This window comes from Bacillus sp. FSL K6-3200 (genome assembly GCF_038630485.1).
GTDB classification, from domain to species: domain Bacteria; phylum Bacillota; class Bacilli; order Bacillales; family Bacillaceae; genus Bacillus; species Bacillus safensis.
Genome location: NZ_CP152032.1, coordinates 312,915 through 338,178 on the forward strand (window position 1 = coordinate 312,915; position 25,264 = coordinate 338,178).

At 41.2% G+C, this 25,264-nt stretch carries 29 protein-coding genes and 1 riboswitch; of the genes, 8 read left to right on the forward strand and 21 right to left on the reverse strand.

Annotation, left to right across the window (positions count from 1 at the left end; translation table 11 throughout):
• Window positions 1-14: 14 nt before the first annotated feature.
• Window positions 15-458, forward strand: coding sequence for a CotY/CotZ family spore coat protein (locus MHI60_RS01685; protein WP_111292832.1), 444 nt, complete (start codon window positions 15-17; stop codon window positions 456-458).
• A 34-nt stretch (window positions 459-492) separates the two neighbouring features.
• Here MHI60_RS01685 and MHI60_RS01690 read toward each other — a convergent pair whose 3' ends face one another.
• The 10 genes from MHI60_RS01690 to MHI60_RS01735 form a co-directional block, all read right to left on the reverse strand.
• Window positions 493-1,143 (reverse strand): CotO family spore coat protein, encoded by a 651-nt coding sequence (locus MHI60_RS01690; protein ID WP_144485498.1) that lies wholly within the window; start codon window positions 1,141-1,143, stop codon window positions 493-495.
• A 113-nt stretch (window positions 1,144-1,256) separates the two neighbouring features.
• The gene (fabI, locus tag MHI60_RS01695; RefSeq protein WP_024425017.1) at window positions 1,257-2,033 is read right to left on the reverse strand and encodes an enoyl-ACP reductase FabI; all 777 of its coding nucleotides are present in this window, start codon (window positions 2,031-2,033) and stop codon (window positions 1,257-1,259) included.
• A 150-nt stretch (window positions 2,034-2,183) separates the two neighbouring features.
• Entirely contained in the window at window positions 2,184-2,990 is an 807-nt protein-coding gene (thiD, locus tag MHI60_RS01700; RefSeq protein WP_111289930.1) for a bifunctional hydroxymethylpyrimidine kinase/phosphomethylpyrimidine kinase, read from the reverse strand.
• A gap of 16 nt (window positions 2,991-3,006) precedes the next feature.
• The gene (locus tag MHI60_RS01705; RefSeq protein ID WP_144485500.1) at window positions 3,007-4,020 is read right to left on the reverse strand and encodes a thiazole biosynthesis adenylyltransferase ThiF; all 1,014 of its coding nucleotides are present in this window, start codon (window positions 4,018-4,020) and stop codon (window positions 3,007-3,009) included.
• Window positions 4,017-4,784 (reverse strand): thiazole synthase, encoded by a 768-nt coding sequence (locus tag MHI60_RS01710; RefSeq protein WP_142944524.1) that lies wholly within the window; start codon window positions 4,782-4,784, stop codon window positions 4,017-4,019. The genes MHI60_RS01705 and MHI60_RS01710 overlap by 4 nt, the downstream gene beginning before the upstream one ends.
• 4 nt (window positions 4,785-4,788) lie before the next feature.
• Entirely contained in the window at window positions 4,789-4,992 is a 204-nt protein-coding gene (gene thiS, locus MHI60_RS01715; protein ID WP_111289936.1) for a sulfur carrier protein ThiS, read from the reverse strand.
• On the reverse strand, window positions 4,989-6,101 hold the full coding sequence (thiO, locus tag MHI60_RS01720) for a glycine oxidase ThiO (RefSeq protein WP_144485502.1): 1,113 nt from the start codon (window positions 6,099-6,101) through the stop codon (window positions 4,989-4,991). The genes thiS and thiO overlap by 4 nt, the downstream gene beginning before the upstream one ends.
• Window positions 6,085-6,702, reverse strand: coding sequence for a thiazole tautomerase TenI (tenI, locus tag MHI60_RS01725; protein WP_144485504.1), 618 nt, complete (start codon window positions 6,700-6,702; stop codon window positions 6,085-6,087). Before tenI ends, thiO begins: the two co-directional genes overlap by 17 nt.
• Window positions 6,677-7,387 carry a thiaminase II gene (tenA, locus tag MHI60_RS01730; RefSeq protein ID WP_095408208.1) on the reverse strand — a complete coding sequence of 237 codons (711 nt, stop codon included), beginning with the start codon at window positions 7,385-7,387 and terminating at the stop codon, window positions 6,677-6,679. The genes tenI and tenA overlap by 26 nt, the downstream gene beginning before the upstream one ends.
• A 78-nt stretch (window positions 7,388-7,465) precedes the next feature.
• A riboswitch (TPP riboswitch) is annotated at window positions 7,466-7,575 on the reverse strand.
• 59 nt (window positions 7,576-7,634) lie between these two features.
• Window positions 7,635-9,476 (reverse strand): monovalent cation:proton antiporter family protein, encoded by a 1,842-nt coding sequence (locus MHI60_RS01735; RefSeq protein ID WP_144485506.1) that lies wholly within the window; start codon window positions 9,474-9,476, stop codon window positions 7,635-7,637.
• Window positions 9,477-9,637: 161 nt separating this feature from the next.
• Between MHI60_RS01735 and prpE the strand changes: the two genes are divergently transcribed.
• The gene (gene prpE, locus MHI60_RS01740; RefSeq protein WP_095408206.1) at window positions 9,638-10,381 is read left to right on the forward strand and encodes a bis(5'-nucleosyl)-tetraphosphatase PrpE; all 744 of its coding nucleotides are present in this window, start codon (window positions 9,638-9,640) and stop codon (window positions 10,379-10,381) included.
• Window positions 10,382-10,421: 40 nt separating this feature from the next.
• Here the strand turns inward: prpE and MHI60_RS01745 are convergent, their stop codons facing one another.
• The 4 genes from MHI60_RS01745 to MHI60_RS01760 all read right to left on the reverse strand — a co-directional run bounded on the left by MHI60_RS01745 (window position 10,422) and on the right by MHI60_RS01760 (window position 13,225).
• Window positions 10,422-11,324: an RluA family pseudouridine synthase gene (locus MHI60_RS01745; protein ID WP_223250953.1), complete on the reverse strand. Its 903-nt coding sequence runs from the start codon at window positions 11,322-11,324 to the stop codon at window positions 10,422-10,424.
• Between the two features lie 8 nt (window positions 11,325-11,332).
• Entirely contained in the window at window positions 11,333-12,133 is an 801-nt protein-coding gene (locus MHI60_RS01750) for an NAD kinase (RefSeq protein ID WP_144485508.1), read from the reverse strand.
• A gap of 63 nt (window positions 12,134-12,196) precedes the next feature.
• On the reverse strand, window positions 12,197-12,826 hold the full coding sequence (locus MHI60_RS01755) for a GTP pyrophosphokinase family protein (protein WP_024425028.1): 630 nt from the start codon (window positions 12,824-12,826) through the stop codon (window positions 12,197-12,199).
• Window positions 12,827-12,859: 33 nt separating this feature from the next.
• Window positions 12,860-13,225 carry a hypothetical protein gene (locus MHI60_RS01760; protein ID WP_044334768.1) on the reverse strand — a complete coding sequence of 122 codons (366 nt, stop codon included), beginning with the start codon at window positions 13,223-13,225 and terminating at the stop codon, window positions 12,860-12,862.
• Window positions 13,226-13,460: 235 nt separating this feature from the next.
• Between MHI60_RS01760 and MHI60_RS01765 the strand changes: the two genes are divergently transcribed.
• From MHI60_RS01765 to MHI60_RS01785, 5 genes are all read left to right on the forward strand, one after another.
• Window positions 13,461-14,039: a CYTH domain-containing protein gene (locus MHI60_RS01765; RefSeq protein ID WP_144485510.1), complete on the forward strand. Its 579-nt coding sequence runs from the start codon at window positions 13,461-13,463 to the stop codon at window positions 14,037-14,039.
• Between the two features lie 21 nt (window positions 14,040-14,060).
• Complete coding sequence (locus MHI60_RS01770; protein ID WP_095408204.1) at window positions 14,061-14,828, forward strand: lytic transglycosylase domain-containing protein; 768 nt, start codon at window positions 14,061-14,063, stop codon at window positions 14,826-14,828.
• Window positions 14,829-15,103: 275 nt separating this feature from the next.
• Window positions 15,104-15,502 (forward strand): thiol management oxidoreductase, encoded by a 399-nt coding sequence (locus MHI60_RS01775; protein WP_048238502.1) that lies wholly within the window; start codon window positions 15,104-15,106, stop codon window positions 15,500-15,502.
• Window positions 15,499-16,410, forward strand: coding sequence for a ClpXP adapter SpxH family protein (locus tag MHI60_RS01780; protein ID WP_144485512.1), 912 nt, complete (start codon window positions 15,499-15,501; stop codon window positions 16,408-16,410). The genes MHI60_RS01775 and MHI60_RS01780 overlap by 4 nt, the downstream gene beginning before the upstream one ends.
• A 296-nt stretch (window positions 16,411-16,706) precedes the next feature.
• Window positions 16,707-16,880, forward strand: a complete 174-nt coding sequence (locus MHI60_RS01785) for a hypothetical protein (protein WP_024425034.1) — start codon at window positions 16,707-16,709, stop codon at window positions 16,878-16,880.
• Window positions 16,881-16,987: 107 nt separating this feature from the next.
• Here MHI60_RS01785 and pepF read toward each other — a convergent pair whose 3' ends face one another.
• From pepF to mecA, 4 genes are all read right to left on the reverse strand, one after another.
• Entirely contained in the window at window positions 16,988-18,814 is a 1,827-nt protein-coding gene (pepF, locus tag MHI60_RS01790; protein ID WP_313955931.1) for an oligoendopeptidase F, read from the reverse strand.
• Between the two features lie 214 nt (window positions 18,815-19,028).
• The gene (locus MHI60_RS01795) at window positions 19,029-20,195 is read right to left on the reverse strand and encodes a competence protein CoiA family protein (RefSeq protein ID WP_144485514.1); all 1,167 of its coding nucleotides are present in this window, start codon (window positions 20,193-20,195) and stop codon (window positions 19,029-19,031) included.
• 162 nt (window positions 20,196-20,357) lie between these two features.
• Window positions 20,358-21,878 carry a cardiolipin synthase gene (gene cls, locus MHI60_RS01800; RefSeq protein WP_095408199.1) on the reverse strand — a complete coding sequence of 507 codons (1,521 nt, stop codon included), beginning with the start codon at window positions 21,876-21,878 and terminating at the stop codon, window positions 20,358-20,360.
• An 86-nt stretch (window positions 21,879-21,964) separates the two neighbouring features.
• On the reverse strand, window positions 21,965-22,630 hold the full coding sequence (gene mecA / locus MHI60_RS01805; RefSeq protein ID WP_144485516.1) for an adaptor protein MecA: 666 nt from the start codon (window positions 22,628-22,630) through the stop codon (window positions 21,965-21,967).
• A 264-nt stretch (window positions 22,631-22,894) separates the two neighbouring features.
• Between mecA and MHI60_RS01810 the strand changes: the two genes are divergently transcribed.
• Window positions 22,895-23,560, forward strand: a complete 666-nt coding sequence (locus MHI60_RS01810; protein ID WP_144470163.1) for a TerC family protein — start codon at window positions 22,895-22,897, stop codon at window positions 23,558-23,560.
• Window positions 23,561-23,599: 39 nt separating this feature from the next.
• Here the strand turns inward: MHI60_RS01810 and spxA are convergent, their stop codons facing one another.
• From spxA to MHI60_RS01825, 3 genes are all read right to left on the reverse strand, one after another.
• Window positions 23,600-23,995, reverse strand: a complete 396-nt coding sequence (gene spxA / locus MHI60_RS01815; RefSeq protein ID WP_003211421.1) for a transcriptional regulator SpxA — start codon at window positions 23,993-23,995, stop codon at window positions 23,600-23,602.
• Window positions 23,996-24,188: 193 nt separating this feature from the next.
• The gene (locus MHI60_RS01820; protein ID WP_024425040.1) at window positions 24,189-24,767 is read right to left on the reverse strand and encodes a GNAT family N-acetyltransferase; all 579 of its coding nucleotides are present in this window, start codon (window positions 24,765-24,767) and stop codon (window positions 24,189-24,191) included.
• Window positions 24,768-24,904: 137 nt separating this feature from the next.
• Entirely contained in the window at window positions 24,905-25,192 is a 288-nt protein-coding gene (locus tag MHI60_RS01825) for a hypothetical protein (RefSeq protein WP_144485518.1), read from the reverse strand.
• Window positions 25,193-25,264 lie beyond the last annotated feature (72 nt).

Genomic DNA, 25,264 nt, shown 5'->3' on the forward strand with positions numbered 1-25,264 from the left:
TAGGAGGGTTGAATATGAGCCGCAAACATTCATGGAGCTGTGTAACAGAGGCTGTTGAAAACATTAGCGACTTGCAAAATGCTGTCAAAGAAGAGTGCCCGACCAGCTGTTACAGCAATCTCCTTTCTCCATCACATTCATTAGGTGACACTGTCCCATTTGTTCTCTTTACATCCAAATCAAAACCATTCGTCGCATTCGGAAACGTCGGAGAAGTAGATGCAGGCCCTTGCTTCAGCACTGCATTTTTCAGAGTCGAACATATCTGTGATCACTGTGCAACACTCAGCTTGCTTATCGCATTTGACAAAGACCGTCATATTTTAGATTTTACAGATAAAGATTCCTTATGTGATGTGTTCCGATTAGAAAAATCGAAATATTGCATTGAAGTAGACCTTGACTGCTTCTGCGCAATCGAGTGCCTAAACCCAAGACTCATCAACCGTAACTGCTAACAAAAAAAGTCCCTATATGGGACTTTTTTCTTTGTTAAAACCCAAGCGGGTGGATGGAAGAAATCTCTGCAATCGCTAATTCGACTGGATTTCCCCCGCCTGCTGTCCGAATGATCACAGTATCATCTTTTCGATCCATGATGATCCCTCTATATGTTTTACCATCAGCTTCAATCAGACAAAGAGCTCTTGGCATATTATGAGGCAGTCTTGTGAGAAAATCGACTTTTTCATCAATACTCATCTGACTTAAAGGTTTTTTTACTCGTTTTCTTCTTGGTTCTTCTTTTGTTTCATGAAAGACACCTTCTGGCTTGTTTCCCTCTTCTTGCTGAGACTCTCGCTTTTGTATAAGCTCTGGTTCTTGTGTGATTTCTTGTTCCTGTATAAATTCGGCTTCTTGTTTGATCTCTTGTTCTTCTTTAAACTCAGTTGCTTGTGTCATATCTCGTTCTTGTTGAAGTTTAGGCGGCTCTGCTTCTTTTTTATGCTCTATTTCTTGAGCTGCACGTTCCTCCTGCGTGCTTTCTTTGATCACATCTTTTGCATTGGTATCACTTTCTGGCTGTTTTTCTGATTTCTTTCGCTTTCTCACAATATTTTGCATGGCCGGCTTTGATTCTTGATAGCTCGGCTGAACAATATACATCAGCGGCTTTTGATTCTCATCACCTTTATTTGACATACTAATCCCTCCCGAATGATTCATTCCTTATATATATGAACGGAGGCCTCAAATCAGAAGAAAAATAAAAAACAGCATACCCTTCATCGGTATGCTGTGAGTCATGTATTCGTTTAGCGGGCAATGATATGGAAGCCAGAATCAACATGCAGATTCTCGCCTGTCATGCCGCGAGATAGATCACTGAATAAGAATAGAGCTGTATCGCCAACTTCTTCAGGAGTTGTAGTACGGCGAAGTGGTGCACGCTCTTCAATATCCTTCAGAATGGTATTAAAGCCGCTGATGCCTTTTGCAGATAACGTACGAATTGGACCAGCAGAAATACTGTTCACGCGGATGCCTTCTGCGCCTAAATCAGCTGCTAAATATTTCACACTTGCTTCAAGTGATGCTTTCGCTACACCCATTACGTTGTAGTTTGATACAACACGTTCTCCGCCTAGGTATGTAAGCGTCACAATGCTTCCACCCTCTGTCATCAATGGACGTGCTGCTTTTGCTACAGCAGTTAATGAGTATGCACTAATGTTGTGCGCCAAAAGGAAACCTTCACGGTTCGTATTCAAGTATTCGCCAACAAGCTCTTCCTTGTTTGCAAATGCAATGGCATGCGCGACACCATGAATGACTTGTACTTTTTCTTTAATTGCAGCAAAACATTTTTCGATTTCTTCATCACTTGTCACATCACATGGAAGAATAATTGAATCATCACGCTCAAGTGTGCTTGCAAGCTCTTTTACCGATTCAGCAAGACGATCTCCAACATAAGTAAAAATCAAACGAGCTCCAGCTTCATGAAGTGAGCGGGCAATTCCCCAAGCGATGCTTCGTTTATTGGCAACACCCATAACCACGATATTACGGCCTTCTAAAGAAAAGTTCATATGTAATAAAGCCTCCTATTTTTTCAAGACATAGTATTAGTACCTGATCATAATATTATCACAGATCATAAGAGAATGACAATTTCCGCTGAAAGAAAGTTTCATTTTCGCGAAAAAACCGCCCTCACAAGTGAAGACGGTTCGATTCCTTTATCGTTTGATTCTGTTTTGCTGATAAGCAAAATGGTTCGTAGGACCGTGTCCAGATCCAATACGCAAAGGGAATTTGATGGCTTCATGGACAAAGGTTTCTGCTGTTTCAAAGGCTTCCTTCATCGAATTTCCTTTCGCAATTTCAGCTGTTAATGCTGCTGCAAACGTGCAGCCTGTGCCATGTGTATGTGGTGTATCAATATATTCATTTGTGACTTCAATAAAGCCTTTGCCATCATACAGCAGGTCAGTAATCATCCCATCAGATGGACCATGGCCGCCTTTGATCACGACATGTTTTGTGCCGAGCTCATAAAGACGCTCTGCTGCCAGATAGCGGTCCTCTTTCGTCTGAATACGTATGCCTGTCAGCACTTCTGCCTCAGGAAGATTTGGTGTTACGGCATAGCTGACAGGCAGCAAGTGTGTTTTCATCGCAGAGACCGCATCTTCATTTAATAAAGAGGCTCCTCCTTTTGCGATCATGACTGGATCTACAATCAGCTTCATTTCATATTGAACCGTTTTTTCAGCTACGATCTTGATCATGTCTGCACTCCACAGCATCCCTGTTTTGACGGCATCTGGCAGTAAGTCTTCTGCCACTGCATCTATTTGACGCTCTAACGCCTCGATTGAAAGCGGGTATATCCCGTGAACACCTAGTGTGTTTTGCGCAGTAATCGCTGTGATCGCAGACATTCCATACACACCGAGCTCCTGAAAAGTTTTCAAATCTGCTTGAATGCCTGCTCCGCCGCCAGAATCAGAACCCGCGATTGTGAATGCTTTTTTGATCGTCATTTCTTCACACCTTTCATTAGCCAATCCATTGATGATAAATGGTTCTTGCTTTGGCAATATCATTCGTACCATGAACGAGCGCTCTGCCATCTTTAAATAAGACAAGTTTAAACTCATCCTTTTGACAAGAAAGCAAATATGGATTCTCAAGCACATCCATCCCTGCCCTCTTTAACCGAAGAGCTACTTCTTGTAAAGGCGGCGGTGTTTCTGCTGCACTGCGGATTTGTACCGTATTGCGGCCGCATAGTACATCCGCCTTCGCTCTCTTGTCATATGAAAGAAATGGATAAGTCTTCAGTCCACAGCTTGGACATTGCTTCTTCTTTAAAGACGAGGCCGAACGAATATCAGAACGTTCGTTTTTCCATAAATCGAAGGATTTTAATATTGGCGTCACTTGATGTCCTGTTAAATATTTAAGTGCATCTGCCACTTGATATGCCGCCACTTGCTGCACAACTGGACTAATGATACCTGCTGTATCACATGTCATGCCTTGTGCGGGTAAATGTTCAAGCAGACAGTGTAAACACGGCGTCTCACCAGGGATCACAGTGAATTGAATGCCATAACTGGCTACACAGGCTCCATAAAGGAACGGAATTTGATGTTTGACCGCGGCATCATTTGCGATCATTCTCACCTCAAAATTATCCGCTGCATCCACAATGATCGAAGCCTCACTGACAAGTTCGTCAATGTTTTGAGCAGTCACATCAATCACGATTCCTTTGACTTGCACGTCACTGTTTACTTGCTTGAGTCTTTTTTCAGCCGCCACAGCCTTTGGCAGCCGATCCTTCACGTCTTGCTCCGTGTAAAGCTGCTGGCGCTGAAGGTTGCTCCATTCAATATAATCTCGGTCCAAAATGCTGACAGATCCAACGCCGGCACGAACGAGCATTTCTGCACTAGCCGTTCCAAGTGCCCCCGCTCCGATAATGACCGCCTTTGAGTCATTTAGCCGCTTTTGTCCCTCTGTTCCGATTGGCTGAAAAAGCTCTTGACGTGAGTAACGAGTGCTCAAAATGACGGCATTCCTTCCTGTGGACTGCTCGCTGTTCCATAGTTTTTCAGCGGAATACGTCCTGCCTCGTAGCCTAGTCTTCCTGATTCAATCGCGAGTTTCATTGCTTTAGCCATTTTCACAGGATCCTTTGCGCCAGAGACAGCGGTGTTTAGTAATACAGCGTCAGCTCCAAGCTCCATCGCATATGCTGCATCCTTCGGAGAGCCTACGCCAGCATCAATAATGACCGGCACCTTCGCCTGCTCGATAATAAATGAGAGGTTCAGAGGATTTAGCAGGCCTTGGCCTGAACCAATTGGAGAAGCACCAGGCATGATGGCATGGACACCGAGTTCTTCTAATTTTCTTGCCAGCACCACATCATCAGATGTATATGGCAGCACGATAAATCCTTCTTCGAGCAGCATTTCAGATGCTTTTAATGTTTCAACTGGATCTGGCAGAAGAGACCTTGAACAGCCAATGACTTCTACCTTGATCATGTCACAAAGCCCAGAAGCCTTTGCTAAACGGGCAATACGCACTGCCTCTTCTGCTGTACTTGCACCAGCTGTATTCGGAAGCAGCGTATATCTTGATAAATCAAGCTGCTCCAAAAAATTAGGCTGAGATGCTTCAAATATGTTCATTCTTCTGACAGCAAAGGTTAAAATTTCAGCTTCCGATACGTTCACAGCTTCTTTTTGAATTTCAAATGATGGGTACTTCCCTGTTCCGAGTAATAGTCTCGATGTGAATGTTTTTCCGCCAATGTGCAGCATTGGGTCATCCTCCTCCTACAAAGTGAACGATTTCAATCGTGTCATTTGGTTGAATTTCTACTTGTTGAAACGCTTCTTTATCAATGATTTCATGGTTCTTTTCAACGATCACCACACGGTTTTCAAGCTGATAGGATGCTAGCAGATCATAGATCGTTCCATTCTCTTGATCGAAATCAACGATTCTGCCATTCAATTGAATCTTCATACGAATAGTGCCTCCTTTCGTCCAATACGAAACGCGTGAAGCCATTCCTCTTTGACCGGTTCGTCTAATATCAGGTCACGAATGATTTCTCCAGTAATCGGCGCAAGTAAAATGCCATTCCTGTAATGCCCTGCAGCAAAAAGAATACGCTTGTCTTCTGGATGCCTTCCGATATAGGGATGCCGGTCGTTTGTCGCCGGTCGAAGGCCTGCCCAGCACTCTTCAATCGGCATCTCCTTAATAGAAGGCATAAGCTGAGACGCCTTTTGAATCACGGATTCCATGCCGCCAAGCGTTGGAACTGCCTGCCACTCGTTTGGCTTCATCGTTGCGCCGATGACAAGCTTTCCGCTATCTCGCTGAACGATATAACAATGATCATGATAAATGGTGTGTGCGAGCGCTGGACCGTTATTCCATACAGACACACATTCCCCTTTTACTGGATAAAGAGAATGCGATAATCCGAGCTCTTCAAAAAAACGGCCAGACCATACACCACTTGCGACTGTCAGGTCATCACATGTGAATGTGCCCTTCGTTGTTCTGACAGTTAACACTTCTTTGTCCCGCTTCACTTCGATCACAGGTGTACACTCTTTCACATCTGCTCCGTACCGGACGGCCGCCTGCCACAAAGCCCTGCATACCGCGTAAGGCTCCACATGAACATCCTCTTCAATTAAACCTGCTCCCAGCATGTGATCTGTGACTTGAGGCATGCATTTTTTTACACTGCTTGCGTCAAGCCATTTAAATGTAGACAAATGCTGCATCCGGCAAAGGGCCTGTTTCTCTTCTTCTGTAAAGGCGACCTTCATGATACCGCCCGCTGAAGTTCGAATATCAATGCCTGATTCATGCAAAAGATCGACCTTTAATTTTTCGTACAATGCCTGGCTTGCTCTGCCTGCCTGAAAGAAAACATCCTCGTGACCCTCTCCTTCAGCATGTGCACCGAGCATCCCGGCAGCTGCACTTGTCGTTTGCTTCCCTATCTCATTCGCTTCAAATAAGACCACTTGTTTTCCTGCTTTTGCAAGGTGATAGGCGATTGACATCCCTATGATTCCACCACCAATGATTGCTACGTCATAATGCTTCTTCATAAGGATTCTCCTTTACCTTTTCAGAAAATAATTGTGCCATCATACGCGGCTGATGATGAGTAAAAATCCCAGACATGACAGCGATTCCTTTCACATTAGCGTGTTTCAATTCTAGAACTCGTTCTGGGGTCACTCCGCCGATGGCCACCACTGGAATCGTTAATGCAGAAGTCAGTTCTTTCACAAGCTGTACACCTCTTGCCTGAAGTCCTGGTTTACAAGAGGTGTCATATACGTGACCAAATATGACATACTCTGCTCCATTTTTCTCTGCTGCTCTTGCTTCTTCTATCGAATGGACAGACACTCCCGCATGAAGGTGAGGGAATTTTTTTCGCAGCTCTTTTGGCGAAAAACTGTGGCCCGGGAGATGCACCCTGTGAATATTGGTAAGCAGTGCCACGTCTACTCGGTCATTGATCACGAGCTTTTCTTTCGGCACTCCTTCTAAAAGGAGATTCTTCACGAGATCAACAAGCTCACTTGCTGTTTTAGACCGTTCCCGAATATGAATAAAATCCACTTCAGACGCAATGGCTTTTATTTGTTTGATCAGTTCACCCGCAGGAAGCGAATCATTTGTCACTGCGTGGAGTTCCATTTGCACCAACCCCATCTAAGCATGCTGTTTGCCACATTTCTTTTTGATACGCCATCTCCCAGAAGTGATATTCGTAATAGCTTGAAATCACGAAATTTTCTTTCATATTGGCCCGTACATGTTCTGGTGCTTTTTCCGCTAGTTCATCAAATCGGTTCACCTGTTCGAAGACGAGTTCCTTAAACCAATCGCCTCCATATGTCAAAATCCATTCTTGGTAAATCGGATGGTCAGGTGTTGTTTGTTTCAGCTTTTCACCTACCTCATAATAGAGCCAGTAACATGGTAATAACGCGGCTAAAATCTCTTCAAACCGTCCGCTTTTTACAGATCGGTACATATGAGAGGTATACGCATAAGCAGTGGGGGAAGGCTTAAAGTTCTCAATGGCTTCATCAGAAATCTGCAGAAGCTCTGTAAATTTCCTATGCAGCGACAGCTCTGCTTCATACGTGCCCTGGGCATGATACGCCATTCTGCCCGTCGTATGTAAGTCCTCACTAATCGCAGCTCCATATGCCTGCACCTTTGCAAAATGAGTTAAATAATAAGAATCCTGCATCACGTAATAGGTGAAACGATCGAGTGAAAGAGTGCCATCTCCAATCCCTTTGACAAAAGGATGCGTAAAGCTTCCATTCCACCATGTTGCTGCAGCCTCTTTACATTCTGTTGAAAACGTCATATTCCTCTCCTCCTGTTTTTCCATATAAAAAAGCCACTTTCCGCGTGGAAAGTGGCTTGGAATTTGTAAAAAGTATAGTCAAAAACCGCACCACTTCCCTACGCAGGTATGAACCTGTTCAGGTAATGAGGGTCTAAAAGTCGACACTTTTATCTCAGCCCTTTTAAAGGACTCCCCTAGTGGATCAAATATATGATGTTGTACCTCTATCTTAATCAGGAATTGTTCATTGGTCAAGGGTTCATTGTCATTCTAATTGGGCTCTTAGTCCTGCCACATACTCCCGGGAGCCCGATACAAGCACACGGTCGCCGTTTCTAAGTGTCGTATCTCCATGCGGTACTAAGCTGTCTACCCCTCTGAAAATACGGACAAATACCAAATCACCGGTGAAAGGAAATTCTCTCAGCATGACATTATGATAACGATGATTGTTCATTTGAATTTGATACAAAGAAGAATCCTCATTTGTTAGCAATCGAATCGCATCAGGTGCTTCAATCAAAGCTCTTAGCACCGTTTTAGATGAAAGGAAAGTAGAAAACGTATCAATACCCGCTTCCTTCAAGGTCAGCTCTGCCTCAGCTTTGTTGACACTTGCAATGACTTGCTTTGAACCTTCTTGTTTTGCAAATAAAGCAATTTCCTTATTTTTCGTCTCACTGCCTGTTGCGACGACAAGGACATCCTCTTGACCGACGCCTGCCTTTCTCAGCGTCTCATCGTCGTATTGTTCAATTGATTCGACTTCAAAGATAGAGTCTGCCAGCAGTGCTTCCTTATTTTCTTGAAAAACATGCAAAATCCGAATGTCATATTCATCCTGATGTAAATCAAGTGTGACAGGTAAGGTCAGCTGATTTGCACCAATAAAGGTCACACGCTTCTTATGGCTTTCCGCTTGTTCTTTTTTAAACAGCGCTTTAAACCAAACAGGTGTTAAAATACTCGTTAACACAGCAACTAAAATCAGCGCTCCTGACATTTTATGATCAATGACCCCGAGCCGCTCACCAATCGTTGCAGCTGCAATGACGAGTGATAGCGTTGAAGTTAATAAAAAGCCGGAGCCAATGACCTTTTTCATGTCATACCATTTTTTCAAATAAAGAATCGGGATGAGCTTACTCATAAGCAGCGCAATAAACAGCAGCGGAATCATGATTAGGATGTTTGGATCCTTAAATAGTGCCCATATATTCAGATCTACTCCGACCATCACGAAAAAGATCGGGATTAAAAATCCATAGCCAAATGAGTCCAGCTGCTGAACGAGCTCTTTATTTGGTGAAAGAAGGGACACAAGCACACCAGCTAAAAACGCCCCAAGAATATTTTCAGCCCCGAGTGATTCAGATAAGGCAACTAAGACTATAATGAGAGTAAAGATTGCCCTTGTCCCAATTTGCACGGTTCCTTTAGACATCGACTGAAAAATTGACTTTGTCTTAAATACGCGGCCAAATAAATAAAGAAGAATGCCTGCAGCAAATAATAAGAGCAGGAGCCACATGTTCCCTGTTCCATCTCCATAAATGGAGGAAAACACAGCAAGTAAAATCATCGTGACTAAATCAGCAATGACAGCTACAAGCAGAATGATTTGACCGATATTCGTCTGCATCAACTTTTCCTCTTTTAAGGTTGGTACCACTACGCCTAATGAGATGGTAGAGATAATGAGCGTCATTAAAAAGGCATTTTGGATAAACCCTGCGAGTACAAACGCATAGGACAGGATAAAGGACATACAAAATACCCCAAGAAAAATAATGGTGGCTGCTTTAAATGTATTTGGTTCTTTTAAACCATTTGGAAGTTCTCGTTCTTTCTTCTTTGACTCAAAAGAAGAAAAATCTATTTCAAGTCCACTTAAAAACATCAGAAAAATAAAACCGAGCATGGATAATGTATCTAACCACGCATCATGTTCGACAACCAGTTGAAGACCGCTTTTCCCAATGATGAGCCCCATGATGATTTCAGCTACAACGACCGGAATGGTCAGCTTAAATCGGTGCAATAAAATAGGGGTGAAAAAGGCGACAATAATAACGACAACGAGTGATGAAACAGATGTATGCTCCATTGGCTAAAGCCTCCTAACATTCATGTTTAATTTTTTAAGTCTTACGTTAAAGCATTGATTCTAACAATTGCCCAAATGAAATGAAAGCCATTCGTTATATTTTCTAAAATTCAAACTTCTTTATACCCGATGAATGGATGAAAAAATCAGGAGGAAACCTTATGAAATTCGATATTATTGGCGATATCCACGGCTGCTACGAAGAGCTGCTTACCCTCATACACAAACTAGGATACGAACTCAAACATGGATTACCCGTCCATCCTGATAAGAGAACGCTGGCCCTTGTTGGTGATTTAACAGATCGAGGGCCTCAGTCAGTAGACGTCATGCGGTTTGTCATTCATGCCTATTCACACGGCGCAATCCGCTATGTACCTGGCAACCATTGCTTTAAGCTTTATCGCTACTTAAAAGGAAATCCCGTCAAATTGCTTCATGGCATTGAAACCACAGTGAACGAAATAAAAAAACTGCCAATTCATGAGCAAAACAAATTGTCACATGAATTTAAGCAGTTATTCGAGAAGGCTCCGCTTTATGATGTACTCATTCCTGATGAGCTGATTATTGCACACGCAGCGATGAAGGAAAAGGATATTGGAAAAAAGCCGAATAAACAGATGCGCTCCTATCTACTATTTGGTGCCGTCACAGGAGAAACATGGCCAGATGGACGGCCTGTTCGGAAGGATTGGGCAAAGGAGTATTACGGAAAACCGTGGATTGTGTACGGCCATACACCAGTGAAAGAACCTCGATTCGTTGGCAGAACGGTCAATATTGATACAGGCTGCGTATTTGGCAACCAGCTGTCTGCCCTCACATACCCTGAGCTTAAAACGGTCTCAGTTCCTTCATCTATGCCTTATGACGATTCAAGGTTTCAGCATTTCACATCATAAAAAACCCGGTCCCGCGCTGCAGGTGACCGGGTCTCTCTATTTAAAGAAGCAATGATTTCATGTCATCAGGAAGCGGAGCTGAAAATGTCATTTGCTCACCTGTCATCGGATGAGGAAACACAAGAGTCTCACTATGCAGTGCCTGCCGGTCTATCCGCTCGGCCGTTCCGCCATACAGCGTATCTCCGATGAGCGGATGCCCAAGAAATTGCATATGAACACGAATTTGATGTGTTCTTCCGGTTTCAAGTGAAAGAGACACGTCCGACATGTTCAACTCAGCGATTACCGCTCGCACGGAATAATGCGTCACTGCCTCCTGCCCAGCATCATCAACCATCCGCTCGATGATACTATCCCCTTTTCGGGCAATTTTTGCAGCGATCGTTCCCTGTTTTTCTGTGATCATGCCATGTGTAAAGGCTCTGTACGTTCGTTTAACCGCCCCACTTTTTTGCGCCTTTGATAAAAGGCTATGGGCAAAGCGATGCTTCGCCACGAGCATGACGCCAGATGTATCACGATCAAGGCGGTTCACCAAATGAACCGTATGCCGAACAGACTGCTCTGCATAATGATGCAGCAATCCATTCGCAATACTGTGCTCAGGGTGCTCCCGAGAAGGGATCGAAGGGATATATGGCCTTTTATTCAGCACAAGGACATGCTCGTCCTCAAATATAATATCAAGCGGAATTGGTGCAGGCTTCAGCCCTTCACTCACTTTTTCCTCGGGAAATAAAATGGTGAGCCTGTCCCCTTCATGCAGCTCGCACTTCACGGTGACATGCTCTCCATTGATGAGGAGGTCACCACCAGCGAATTTAATATCTGTCAGCATTCTTTTCGAAATGCCAAGATCAATTAAATATTCCTTTAAAAGCAGCCCTTCTTCTTTGGCTGTCATGGTTTTGTTTAACGTAAAGTATTCCAGCGGGAACAACCTCTTTCTTATTCTCCTTTTCCGATAAAGGAATCTTGCACCCTTTTCCAAAACGGAAACGGTCTAAATCTGGCAAAACGGACATTCTCGTCTGCCACCCGGCATTGAATGGATTTGACGTCTTTATGAAGCAGTGTCAAATGATCAATGGTCACCTGAAAATCGACATCATTCCTTGGTTTAATCACACAAGTATGGTGGTCAGGCAAAATAAGCGGTGAACCGACCGTCCGAAACACTCTATTGTTGATTGAAGCCATTTCTGCCAGCTGAATGGCTCTAATGGAAGGGTGAATAATGGCGCCACCCAGTGCCTTATTATAGGCCGTACTGCCAGATGGTGTAGACAGACAAAGACCGTCACCTCTAAATGTTTCAAACAGCTGACCCCTAATTTCAACATCTGCCACAAGTGTCCCTTCCATGCTTTTAATCGTACATTCATTCATCGCTAAATATTTCTCTTCTCTGCCGCCGTCGTTGTATCTGACAATGACTTCTAAGATCGGATATTCCACAATATGATAAGGTGTTTTCGCAATGGCTAAGACAAGTTTTTCAATCTCACTTGGCACCCAGTCAGCATAAAAACCAAGATGACCTGTATGAACACCGACAAAAGCTGTTTTATCTAGACGGTCGCTATAACGGTGAAACGCATAAAGAAGTGTGCCGTCTCCACCAACCGTAATGACAAGATCCGGTTCCTCTTCATTTAGTTCCATACCAAAGTCCAATAAGTAGGTCTGAATTTTGCTTTTGAGCGTGTCAGATACAGAATTCCCTTTTGAAGAAACTGCAAATTTCATGAATTCTTCTCCTTTTCCACCTTGCTGCTATGAGAGGGCAGCATCATATTTGATCAAACTGGCTCAGCTGTCGTTTTTCTTTTTCCGGGAAAATGCCACTTGTGCTTCTTGAATTTCCCCTCTGATTTCGGACATTTCTTCATCGAGACGAGATGCTGCCTCAGATGCTCTTTGAAGGCGCAGCTTAACCTTCTCCGGGATATTCCCGCTATATTTATAATTCAGAGAATGCTCAATGGTCGCCCAAAAGTTCATCGCAAGCGTACGAATTTGGATTTCGACGAGGAGCTGCTTCTCTCCACTTACGGTTTGCAGCGGATATAACACAACAAGGTGGTAAGAGCGGTATCCGCTTTCTTTATGTTCTGCAATATAGTCGCGTTTATCTACAACCACAAAATCTTTACGTGACTGGAGCATTTTTTTCACGACTTGTATATCTTCTACAAACTGGCACATAATGCGAAGCCCAGCAATATCCTGCATCGTTTCAATCTCATGCATCGGGATGTTTTTACGCTTTGCCTTTTCTAATATGCTGGCAACGGGTTTCACTCGGCCTGTAACAAATTCTACTGGTGAATGGTCATCCTCGAATTCATACAGCTTTCGAATGCCTTTTAGTTTCACTTTTAATTCTTCGACTGCTTGTTTATACGGTGCGAGGAATTGATCCCATTGTTTTTTGTCCATGAAACTTCCCCCAATTCCATATACCTAATTATTTCAGAGGAATGTGCTTTTCACTTTCTCTTCCATATCTCCGTAATTGGCATTGTCTTTAATATTGTCGATTAAATAATGTAATTCCTGTTGAAGCTGAATGAGTTCCAGCGATTGTTCATCCGATGCCAAATAGACAGGGATGTCACGATTCATTGCTTCTTTTAATGGAGCCCATGTATGTTCCCCTAAAATAAGATACGAGAAGGACTCCTCGGTTTCAAGTATGTAAACGAACGCAAAGTGATCAGAATCAACAAGCATTTGTCCTGATGCTTTTGCTTTTTGGATTTGCTCTTCTGACTGGATTGTCAAAATCAGCCTGTCTTCTTTTAAAGTTGCTTCTGTGATTTCAATTCTGTTTTGCATCATGATCTCCTTTACAACAAAGTACAGCTTTATTTTATCATATCAAGTTCAATATTGATAAACCGAACTTTTTGAGAAAATCCTGTTTTTCTCTTTTAAATGATCCTTTCCCACGATTCTTCATTCATTTTGGTCCACACCTAAAGAAAATAAAGAGAAAAAAACAGTCTTTTACTGGTGAACACACTTCATGTACAATAATCATATTTCCTCTAAATGAAAGGTTGATGTCAAAATGGCACAGGAAATTGAAATAGAACTAAAGCAATTATTAATGAAAGAAGAATTTGAACAGCTGAAACAGCATTTTCAATTGAAGGATGCAGATTTCCATACGCAAACCAACTATTATTTTGATACACCTCAATTCGATATAAAATCTCAATTGGCTGCATTAAGAATGAGAGAAAAAGACGGTCATTGGGTTCTTACATTAAAGGAACCGCACGAGATAGGCTTGCTCGAAACCCACCAAACGATCGCTCCCCCATCACAACTTGATGATTTTGAGCTGCCAGAAGGTGAAGTTGCGGACAGATTAGACCACCTGAACATTCAAAAGGATCAAATTGTGTACTTTGGTTCGCTTGAAACGTCAAGAGCAGAAAAAATGATCGAAGAAGGCTTAATTGTTTTGGATCACAGCCGATATTTAACAGTAGAGGACTATGAACTTGAATTTGAAGTGAGCGACCTGGAAATCGGACAAACCGCTTTCTCCGCATTGCTCCGAAAATTTCATATCCCAGTACGAAACACGAAAAACAAAGTCGTTCGTTTTTATGAAGAGAAAATGAAAACACAGAATAGATGAATTCCTTGAAGGAGGAACATGATGAACGTCAATCAACTTCAATCCTTTATGCAGCTTCAAGCGCTTAAAACGTTACAGACAGATCCAGCACAAACGCAAATGTCTGCCGGTCAAGAATCAAATGCCCAAGCTTCATTTCAATCGCTGCTGCAAGATTTTTTAGGCGGATCAGAATTATCACGTCTTCCGCTTTCCATCTCAGCTTTTATGGGCACGGACCCATCAACGGCTCCGAACACGCAATATGCGCGTACAAACCCATATTTATCTGCCACTTCCGGCAGTGAGCAGCTTCAGGCCCAATCTTTGTATGCAAATGACAATCAATTAAATACAGCGAATGGCATTGGAAATGTCTTAAACAACAGCTACACACCGCCGCTTCAAGAGGCAGTCTCAAGCGGCTCATCATCAAAAGAGATTAATCAAATCGTGTCACAAATGGCTCAAAAGCATGGCGTTCCCGAAAAACTGATTCACGCGGTCATCAAGCAGGAATCAGGCTATCGCGCGAATGCTGTCAGCCATGCAGGTGCGCTTGGGCTCATGCAGCTCATGCCATCTACTGCTAAGTCACTTGGCGTAAAGAACGCCTTTGATGCGGCCCAAAACATTGAAGGCGGTACTAAGTATATAAAACAAATGCTTCAGAAATATAATGGAAATGTCTCACTCGCCTTAGCTGCTTATAATGCAGGCTCAGGAAATGTAGATAAATATGGTGGCATTCCTCCATTTAAAGAAACACAAAATTATGTAAAGAAAATCACAGCTCAATATTTCGCTTAAACCGAAGAGAATAACCTCTTCGGTTTTTTGTATGTCGCTTTTCCCCCTTTTTTGACTGAATGTGTTATGATATGGTCAATTGATCACGGAACCCGACTCTCACTTTATTTCGAGCAGACCAAAGCGGTTTGTTTGTGGAATCGAGTTGAGGTTGTTAAAATAAGTACAAGAATAGAAACAATAAAATAGAACAAACTGAATATCACTTTTGAAATAAATGAAATGCGCAATAGGGTGAGTCATCCTATTAACTACGAGTAAAAGGAGTAGTCAACATGGTACAATCGTTTAACGCACCTTACGAAGCGGTTGGAGAGGAACTTCTATCGCAACTTGTTGATACTTTTTATGAAAATGTAAAGTGTCATCCTTTGCTTCATCCTATTTTCCCGGATGACTTAAAAGAAACAGCAAGAAAACAAAAACAGTTCTTAACGCAATATTTAGGCGGACCACCGCTTTATACAGAGGAGCATGGCCACCCAATGCTGCGGGCGAGACATCTCCCTTTTCCGATTACTGAGAAGCGGGCTGACGCATGGCTTGAATGCATGGAGGATGCAATGGATCAAGTAGGACTAACCGGCGATATTCGTGACTTTTTATTTGAGCGGCTTTCTCTGACGGCTCGCCATATGGTCAATCAAACACCTGAAAAGGATGGACGATCTTGAGCTGCAATACGCACGATCAATATTTCTCACATTGTCACGGACATCCTCAAAAGCCGATTGAAATCTATGTATTCATTGATCCTCTAAGCCCAGACTGCTGGTTATTAGAGCCATCCATTAAAAAATTAAAAATGAAATATGGCCGTTTTTTCACTTTACGAACGGTAACAAGCTCTAGTATTAATGCATTGAATCGGAAAAGAAAGAAGCATTTACTGACTGAAGCATGGGGAAAATTTGCCACTAAAACACAGACCAAAAAAGAACAAATACTGTCTGAACAAATTGTGACATCACCCTACCTCGCCTCACTCGCACTAAAAGCGGCGGAGCTTCAAGGTAGAAAATGCGGAATGAAATTTTTGCGTCTCATTCAAGAATCACTTTTTTGCCATCAGCAGGATGTCACAAGTGAGCAGGTGCTGCTAGATAATGCAAAAAACGCTGGTCTGGACATCGAAGAATTCCAGCGTGACATTCATTCTCAAAGTGCTGTTAAAGCCCTACAATGTGATATGAAAATTGCAGCTGAAATGGACGTTTCTGAACTTCCAACCTTCGCCTTTTTTAATACCGTAAATGGAGATGAAGGATTAAAAATTTCAGGTGCCTACTCTTATGATATATACGAGGAAATCCTTTTTGAAATGATTGGTGAAAAACCAACACCTTCAGAACGGCCTCCAATTGAATGGTTTATTGCTTACTTTCAATTTGCTTCCGCAAAAGAGATAGCCGTTGTCTATGACTTGACGCTTGAAGAAGTTGAACGAGAAATGAAGAAGCTGGCTTTCGCTCAAAAGGTAGAACGTGTACAAGTACAGCAAGAAATGTTTTGGCGCTATAAAGAAAATGATCACCATACAGATCTTGATGTCTATCGCTGTGAGAATGAACATGGGTGCTGACCCATGTTTTTTCTTTACCTCTATCAAGAACATTTGTTCTATTTATAAGTACGAAGAAACCGCGCCGGGATAAGCGCGGTTTCACTATGTCTTAACGACAACAAAGGGGATGGGAGAAATTTTTCACGGTCAAACAAAGGGGTAATGTTTGTATGTGATTAATTTCACATCTGTAGTATATCAAATTTTGTCGACTTATGACAACAGATATACTATATGTTCATATTTTTGTCACAAAACATAAGAGGGTTGTCACTTTCATATAGTGAAAGTAACAACAAAATGGGGGGATCTGCATGCGCAGCACAACTATTGGACTTGTTGCCATTGGCTTATGTTTCTTTTTAAATATATTAGGCTTAATGAAGATGCTTCCTCTTTATTTGACGTCTCCACTCTTATTTGCTTCGATTCTTTTTACGCTTTATCGAATGAATCACCGTAAGACCTTTAGAGGTTTTAAAGGTTGATGATTGATAAGGAACGGCCTCGACATCTGAAGAGGTCTTTTTTTATGAGAAAAAAACTCCTGTCAAAAGATGAGATAGCACTCACACGTCTGACAGAAGTCTTTTCATTACTCACCTGTTTTGGAGATGAGTTCTTCCATTTCTTTTAGTTTTTCTTCGAACAATTGACATGCCGCTTCGATTGGTTCCTTAGAAGCCATATCAACACCTGCTTTTTTCAGCACATTGATTGGATAATCAGAGCTTCCTGCTTTAAGGAAATCTGTGTAGCGCTCTACCGCAGGTTTTCCTTCTTGTAAGATTTGCTTGCTTAATGCCTGCGCAGCACTATAGCCTGTCGCGTATTGATACACATAATAGTTGTAATAGAAATGAGGGATTCTCGTCCACTCTAATCCAATTTCCTTATCAACCACCATGCCGTCACCAAAATACTTCTTGTTCAGATCGTAATAAAGGTTTGTCATAAATTCTGGCGTTAAAGCCTCTCCTTCTTGTGCTTTCACATGAATAAGATGCTCAAACTCAGCAAACATCGTTTGTCTGAATACCGTTCCTCTAAATCCTTCTAACAAGTGGTTTAACACATACAAACGCTGCTTTTTATCCTCTAAATGATTAAGCAGATATTCGCCTAGTAACGCTTCATTTGTAGTGGAAGCCACTTCAGCTACAAAGATACTATAGTTTCCATACGGATATGGCTGGTGCTTTCTTGTATAGTAGCTGTGGACAGAGTGACCAAATTCATGAGCCAGCGTAAACAAATTATCAATATTATTTTGCCAGTTCATGAGGATATATGGATTTGTACCATAGCTTCCAGATGAATACGCACCGCTTCGTTTCCCTTTATTCTCATAAACGTCTACCCAGCGATTGTCGAGTCCTTCTTTTAACACGGAAACATATTCTTCTCCTAATGGCGCTAGCCCTTTCAGCATGTAATCCTTTGCTTCATCGTAGGTGAGTTTCATGCCAGCATCTTTCACAAGTGGTGTATACAAGTCGTAATTGTGCACTTCATCAAGCTTTAATACCTTTTTACGTAATTCAATATAGCGGTGTAATAACGGTAAATATTGATGAACTGTATCAATTAGATTGTCATACACTTCTTCCGGGATGCTGTTTCGAGATAGTGCTGCTTCTCTTGCCGATTGATAATTTCGTACTTTTGCATAAAAATTATCCTTCTTAATCGAACCGCTCAGTGTAGAAGCAAGTGTGTTCTTATACTGATCATACGTTTTATACACAGCTTTAAAGGCATTCTTTCTCACTTCACGATCATCACTATTTAAAAATGTGATGAAGTTGCCGTGGGTAATTTTCTTTTCCTCTCCATTCTCATCCTTTACAGAAGGGAACGAAATATCGGCATTGTTAAACATACTAAAAGTAGTAGATGAAGATGAAAGTGGTTCAGATGCCTCAGCTAATAAAGCTTCTTGCTCCTCACTTAAAATATGTGGACGCTCTTTATTAATTTCTTCGAGAGCATGTGAATACAGTTTTAATTCTTCTTTTTCCAGAATGAATTGCTGCAATTTATCTTCTTGAATCGATAAAATCTCTGGAACAATATAAGCAGATGTACTAGACAGCTGTGTAAATAGATTTGATGCCTTATCATTTAACGCCTGAAATGATGAGTTCGTTGTATCTTCATCATATTTCATGTGCGCATATGTATAAAGCTTGCCAAGCTTTTCAGAAAGTTGATCCTGAAAGGTTAGGGCTTCATACAGGACATCAGCAGAATGGGCCAGCTTGCCTTTAAATTGGGCCAGCTTCGGAATTTCTTTTTTGACCGCTTCGAATTCCTTGTTCCATGCATCGACGCTTTCAAAAATATCTTCAAGACGCCATTTGTTTTCTTCTTTTACTTCGCTTCTGTCTGGTAAATGATTGTTTTTGTTTTGTGAAGTCATATGAATCCCCCTTGCATGAGTTGTGTTGAACCAACCTTTCGGAAAGTGAAAAAAATTGGTGTTGTATTTATCTTCTTTGTTTTGAACTATATTTGTCAAATCATATGCAGAAATAAATACCAAACAGACTAAAAAAATGAGAAAAAAGCGTTTATTTCGATTCAATAGCAGCACCACCTTTTTCTTATCATGATCAAAGTGGTCATGAAACATGCTAATGAAATAAGAAAGCATCCCGTTTTAACACTTCATCTGCTGTTCGTATAGGCATTTGATTCGACGATACTTCATAATTACCCTCTTTCGTCATATGTAAAAACCCTTGTCTAATAAGCCCCTTTACATATGCAGTGATCACCTCTTTTATTTCTTCTCTTGAAACATCGCCATATCGGAGTTTTACTTCTTTCATTTGCACACATCGATTGATTTCCATCATCAACTGTTGAATCGTCACTCTTCCGTTTCCGTTTCCTTTTTTCCTCACCATCCAATCATAGAGACATCCCTGCCAAACATACACGGGACTTGTAAAGATATACGCTTCTTGCAGCGGGATAAATAATTCAGTTGGCAAAAAAGGGAATGCTGTTTGATGATGCTCATAAAAGATATCTCTCAAACGTTTGCTTTCATTTGATAAAATGCGAGGAGGACGCTGCCTAAATTGCTGTATACATTTAAGCCATTGTTGGTTTACTTGACGCCTGTTTGAGGGCGGAGATAGGAGTGCCGGAAGTTCGCGGTATGCTGAAGGTGGTCTGACAGTCATTGCGGCACATACTTTTGTAGGTTGAAACACGAGGAATTGATCAAGATGGATGAACCGATTCTGGATCGGGCAGAAAAAAATCAACCGCCGCTTCTCTGATTCCCTTAAAATTCCCCAATGAATGGAAGAGAAAGAAAAAAGCTGGGCAGATTTTCGTTTTAAACGATTTGCCCCTATCATCCATATAGGTAAGAGTCCTGCTTCACAAAAACCTGCTGTTCTTTTGCGCAGCTCTTGCCGGGAAATATTTGCACATTGAAATTCGATTGCATAGGCTGCACTCCCTGTAGAGACGGTCACATCAGGACGCTGATGGATCTTTGACATATACTTTTCCAGCGCCGGTTTGTATCCAAGCCGCCTAAGCCAATTCATAATGGCTTCCTTCCCCGCCTGATGATAAGCCGTTTCACCTGAGGCTAACGGACATGCTGTCAGCTGTTTATGCGCAAAATGATAGACACGATGCTCCCCTAGCTTTAATTGCACCTCCTCCCTGCATTCAGGACAATAAAATTTGCACATCGTTCTTACATGCTCCAGCCGGCTTTTCGATAGATGATGTGTAATTCGGATAAGCTTACCGTTATCCATAATTGCTGTATTCATTCAGTTCGCCCCTCGCTCTTTGATGTCCGTATTATAGCTTGTTCGTCTTTAAGGAAGCGAATAGACAAAATGAATTTTTATCGTGTCAAAAGATGATTTTACTGATCATTTCCTCAGTAAAATAAAAATTCCCCCTTATAGAAAAGGGGGAAAATACAATCTTTATAAAAGTGGTGATAATAGTCTTGCTGTTGATTCAAACAGTCTGACCCTCAATGGTCTCTTTGCAAACTCTTCTGGAACAATTTCATGTGACTGCTCTAAATCACCTAAGAAATCGTTGACGAGCTTCTCTGTGCTTTTCGTTTTATAAAGGAAGGCATTCACTTCAAAGTTCAAATGAAAGCTTCTCATATCCATGTTTGCCGTTCCAATCGAAGCCAGCTCGCTATCCACAATAATAAATTTACTATGCATAAAGCCTTGATCATACTCGTACACTTTTGCACCTGCGTCAAGAAGCTCCGGGAAGTATGAACGAGACGCATGGAAGACAATTCGTTTATCAGGATTCTTTGGCGCAATAATCCGTACATCTACTCCGCTCAATGCGGCAATTTTCAATGCGGACAAAATATCATCATCCGGCACAAAATACGGGGAAGCGATCCAAATGGACTTTTTGGCGGAGATGATCATGGAGAAAAAGAGATTTTTAATGACCTCCCACTGCTTGTCAGGTCCGCCAGCAATCATTTGTACGCCTTCTGTTGTACTTTCAATGTGGGTGAAATCTTTGAAATAGTCCTCACCTGAGCATCTTTCATTCGTCATATAATACCAATCCTGCATGAAAATCTGCTGGAGGTCACGAACAGCTTCGCCCTTAATCATCAGATGGGTATCACGCCAGAATCCATATTGTCTGCTTCTGCCCATGTATTCGTCTCCAATGTTAAGCCCGCCGACAAATCCTACTTCTCCATCAATCACGACAATTTTTCTATGATTTCGGAAGTTGATTTTATTATTTAAAAGGGGGAGCCTTACTGGTAAAAACGGAACGATCTGAACGCCAGCCTTTTCTAGGTCAGCAATATATTGACGAGAGAGCTTTAAGCTTCCTACATCGTCATATAAAAAGCGGACAATCACACCATTTTTCGCTTTTTCAATGAGAATATCCTTTAATTCTTGGCCAAGGTCATCATGGCGGAGAATGTAATATTCTAAATGAATGTGATGTGTTGCTTTTTTGATCTCTTCAAAAATATGAGAGAATGTTTCTTCACCATTTGTTAGGACTTTAGAGGACGTGCGATATGTAATAGGGGTATGTCCAAGTCTATGGGCCAGCTTAAATAAGAGCTGCTGATGATCACCCATATGCGTCATTTTTTCAATCGCTTCTCTATGAATACGTTCATCTTCTTGGATTAACTGCTCGTCCAGTACCGCCTTCTTTTCAAACAGCCGGCGCTTTTTGATATTGCGTCCAAAGAAAATGTAGAACAAAAAGCCGAATAACGGAAAGCTGCCAAGAAGGACAAGCCATGTAATCGTTTGAGACGGATTCCGGTTCTCCAAGAAAATAACAAATCCGATGAAGATAATCGATAACGTAAATAGAACACTGACAGAACTTAATACACTTACCGCTAAATCACCGGCAATTAACTGGATGATTAAATAAGCACCTATCGTAATGATAAGAAAAAATAGAACTTTAACTACATTTCTCATTTCATTTTCTCCTTGCCGATCTCTTTATTTACCTATTCATTCAGATAAAAAAGTCGATTCCTCTATAGAAATCGACTTTTTGTAAGTTACGAGAAGTGCTGTTGAATCGTTTCAAGGGCATTCCCTTCGATAATCAGCTGACCGTATTCTTTCAGTCTGTAGATGCTGACCACTGATTCATGTGCGTATTCAAGCAAAATGCTGAGCTTATTATCCACTTGCTCATCTGACAAATCCTCGTGGAAGTCAACATATAGATAATAACGGTTTTCAAACGAATATAAACTTGTGGTAAAATCCTGCATATTTAATTGAGAAAGTGCAATCAAATCTTCAAAGTCATCCATTTTTAACACAAATTGAAGTTGAAGTTTTTTGTCCTTCTCATTATGGTCTTCTTGATCTTGCTCTTCTTTATTAAAATCATCAAGCAGTGCGTCTAAGCTTTCTTCATCTGTTTGACCTTTTTTATCTTCTGGAATCGGCAATTCGAGCTTTTGTCCATCTTTAGAAAGTTGGGCTTTAGTCACGACAATTTCAAGACCTTTGTCAAGTGCCTGTACTTGAATCCAAAGCGGTCCCTCTACTGCAAATTCTTCTTCTTCGTGCACTTCGTCCATTACTTCCCAAAACAGCTCTTCACTGCGCTCACGATTATACCAAATCTCTTCACGGTCAAATCCGCGATCTTCAATATCACCGTAGGAAATATAAAATTTGACTGTATGTTCATTTATTCTTTCGATTTCCATTTTGCCAACCTTCCCTTCTATATAAGATGTTGAAGGGACATACAAGCTCCCAATTAATAGTACTTTACTACACTTTACCCGTTCCGTCTACATGTTAACCGTTTAAAGAATTGAGGTATTGCTTCGTACTGTCTATTTTATGATAAAACATGAATAAAAGAAATAAAAACGCATTTTTTGCAGAGAAAACTTGCAGAAACATATATTTGAATTGTCCTCATATATTGGTTGTACGAGCTCTATTTGGGACATGAGGTGAAATGGATGGAAACAGAGTGGATCGTATCCTTACTGATGATTATTGGAATAGACCTAATTTTAGGCGGAGATAATGCGCTCATCATCGCGATGGCCAGTCGAAGCTTATCAAATGACAAACGCAATAAAGCCATTTGGATCGGCACACTTTTAGCCGTGCTGATGAGAATTACAATGACTGGTGCCGCAGTTTATTTATTGACTATCCCTTATTTGCAATTTATTGGCGGTCTTTTTCTCCTTTATATAGGATACAATCTGTTAATTGAACAAAAGAAGGAATCCATTCGGATTAAGAGCAGCGGCTCCCTTTGGCGTGCGGTTCAAACCATTGTGATTGCCGACCTCTTTATGTCACTTGATAATGTCATCGCAGTTGCAGGTGCAGCAAAAGGCAATATGCTTCTGACCGCGTTTGGCCTCATGATTTCTGTACCGATTATTATTTGGGGAAGCAAGCTGATTCATGCAGCTTTAACCAAATTTCCGTTTCTTTTATACGGAGGAAGCGCGCTCTTGGCCTTTACAGGCGGCGAAATGATTGTGCGTGATGTGAAATTGACTGAATTTATGGCACAGCATGCCACGCTTGAATTAATGCTTCCGTTTTTAACCGTCATAGTGGTCATATTAGCCAGCCTCTTTTACGAGCAAACGGCTGAAAACAAATAAAAAAAGCTGCCAAATGATCGGCAGCTTTTTGTTTTTCTATTAGTTAGCAAGTCGCTGAGCTTCTCTTAGTTGGAATGTACGAACCGTTCTTGGTAAGAAACGTCTAATTTCATCTTCATTGTATCCAACTTGTAGTCTTTTTTCATCCAAAATAATTGGACGACGCAGAAGACCTGGATGCTCATTGATTAGTTTATACAATTGTTGAAGCGGCATTGTCTCAACATTGACATTTAGTTTTTGGAATACTTTTGAACGTGTTGAGATAATTTCATCTGTACCGTCTTCTGTCATTCGAAGAATTTCTTTGATTTCATCGATTGAAAGAGGCTCAGAAAAAATGTTTCTCTCTTGATATGGGATATTGTGCTCTTCTAACCACGCTCTTGCTTTTCTACATGATGTACAGCTTGGTGATGTGTATAATGTTACCATAAATCTTCACTCCTCAATTTGTAGAATGAATATTGATCTGTATTCTTAAATTAAAATTGTTCTAAATAAGTAATCTTTATAGTGATTATACTATAAAAAAGTAAGTGTGAACAGATTTTCTTGCAATTTTTGTGACAAAAACTAGACAATTTCATTCATTTTGTGGTGCTGCTTGATGTCTGAACATTCTCATTTAGTCGAGATGATCGAAAATATTTTTTTGCTTTCTATTTTCAATGATCTTCAATACATCATCAACGTCCTCATACGATTGTCCATACCATTCTTCATCTTTATACGTATGGATTCGTTCATAGGTCTTCCTCATGGCTTCCATGATCTCTTCCTCATGATTTGTAAGAGGCGACCAATAAAGAATTTCCATGCGGTTCACTTCATTTGTTGCAAGTGACCTGCGTTTATAACCGATTGATTCTGCATGCTTGAAGTGCTCTCTTTGGTAAAACTTTAGGCGTTTTGCAGTATCTGCATCATCTTCATCTACAGGCTCAACCTCAAGCAAGATCGGTTTCTTTTTTTCCTTCAGCTTATGAATAAGCTTTGATCCGAGGCCTTCACCTCTTGCATCTTTGGAAACAAATAAATAATCAATAAAGATGAAAGAATCAAATTCGGCGTACATCATCACATGATGAGGTCCTTCCTCCTTATGATAAATATCACTTCTTTCCTTTAATAAAGCTTCCATATGCTCTTTTGACTTCATTTCTTCTATCGGGAAGTATTCACTGAGCTTTTCATACCAATTCATGGATCTGCTCCTTATGCTATAGTTAAGAACCACTTCCTTAGATATTCCCGATTTCCTGCTATTTAAACGCCTGTACTAGTAAGACGCAGCAAACTCTTAAGTAGTTTCATTTTTTTTCAATTAACGTAAAAAAAGTTTTATAACGAACGATTCATGACGAGTTGAATGCAGACAAACAGGATCAGTGTCATCGCAATTTGAAACATGATCAAATAAAGATATTTTACACGCCGTGTCTCTTGCTTCTGACCACTTGTATTCCGGTTAAGCATATATTCCACCGATAAAGACACAATCCCAATGAGCACCATAAACGCAAGCATCCACTTTCCTCCGTTTGGTTTCGTGAAAAAAGACGTTGAAAAAAGCATGAATACAATGAGAACATGAAGTAATGAATAACGATAAGTTTTCCAAATGGACATATGATTTCCTCCGGTATTTGCTTGTACTTAACTAAAAATTACCATCATCTTGTTTTTTTAAAATAAAAAAAG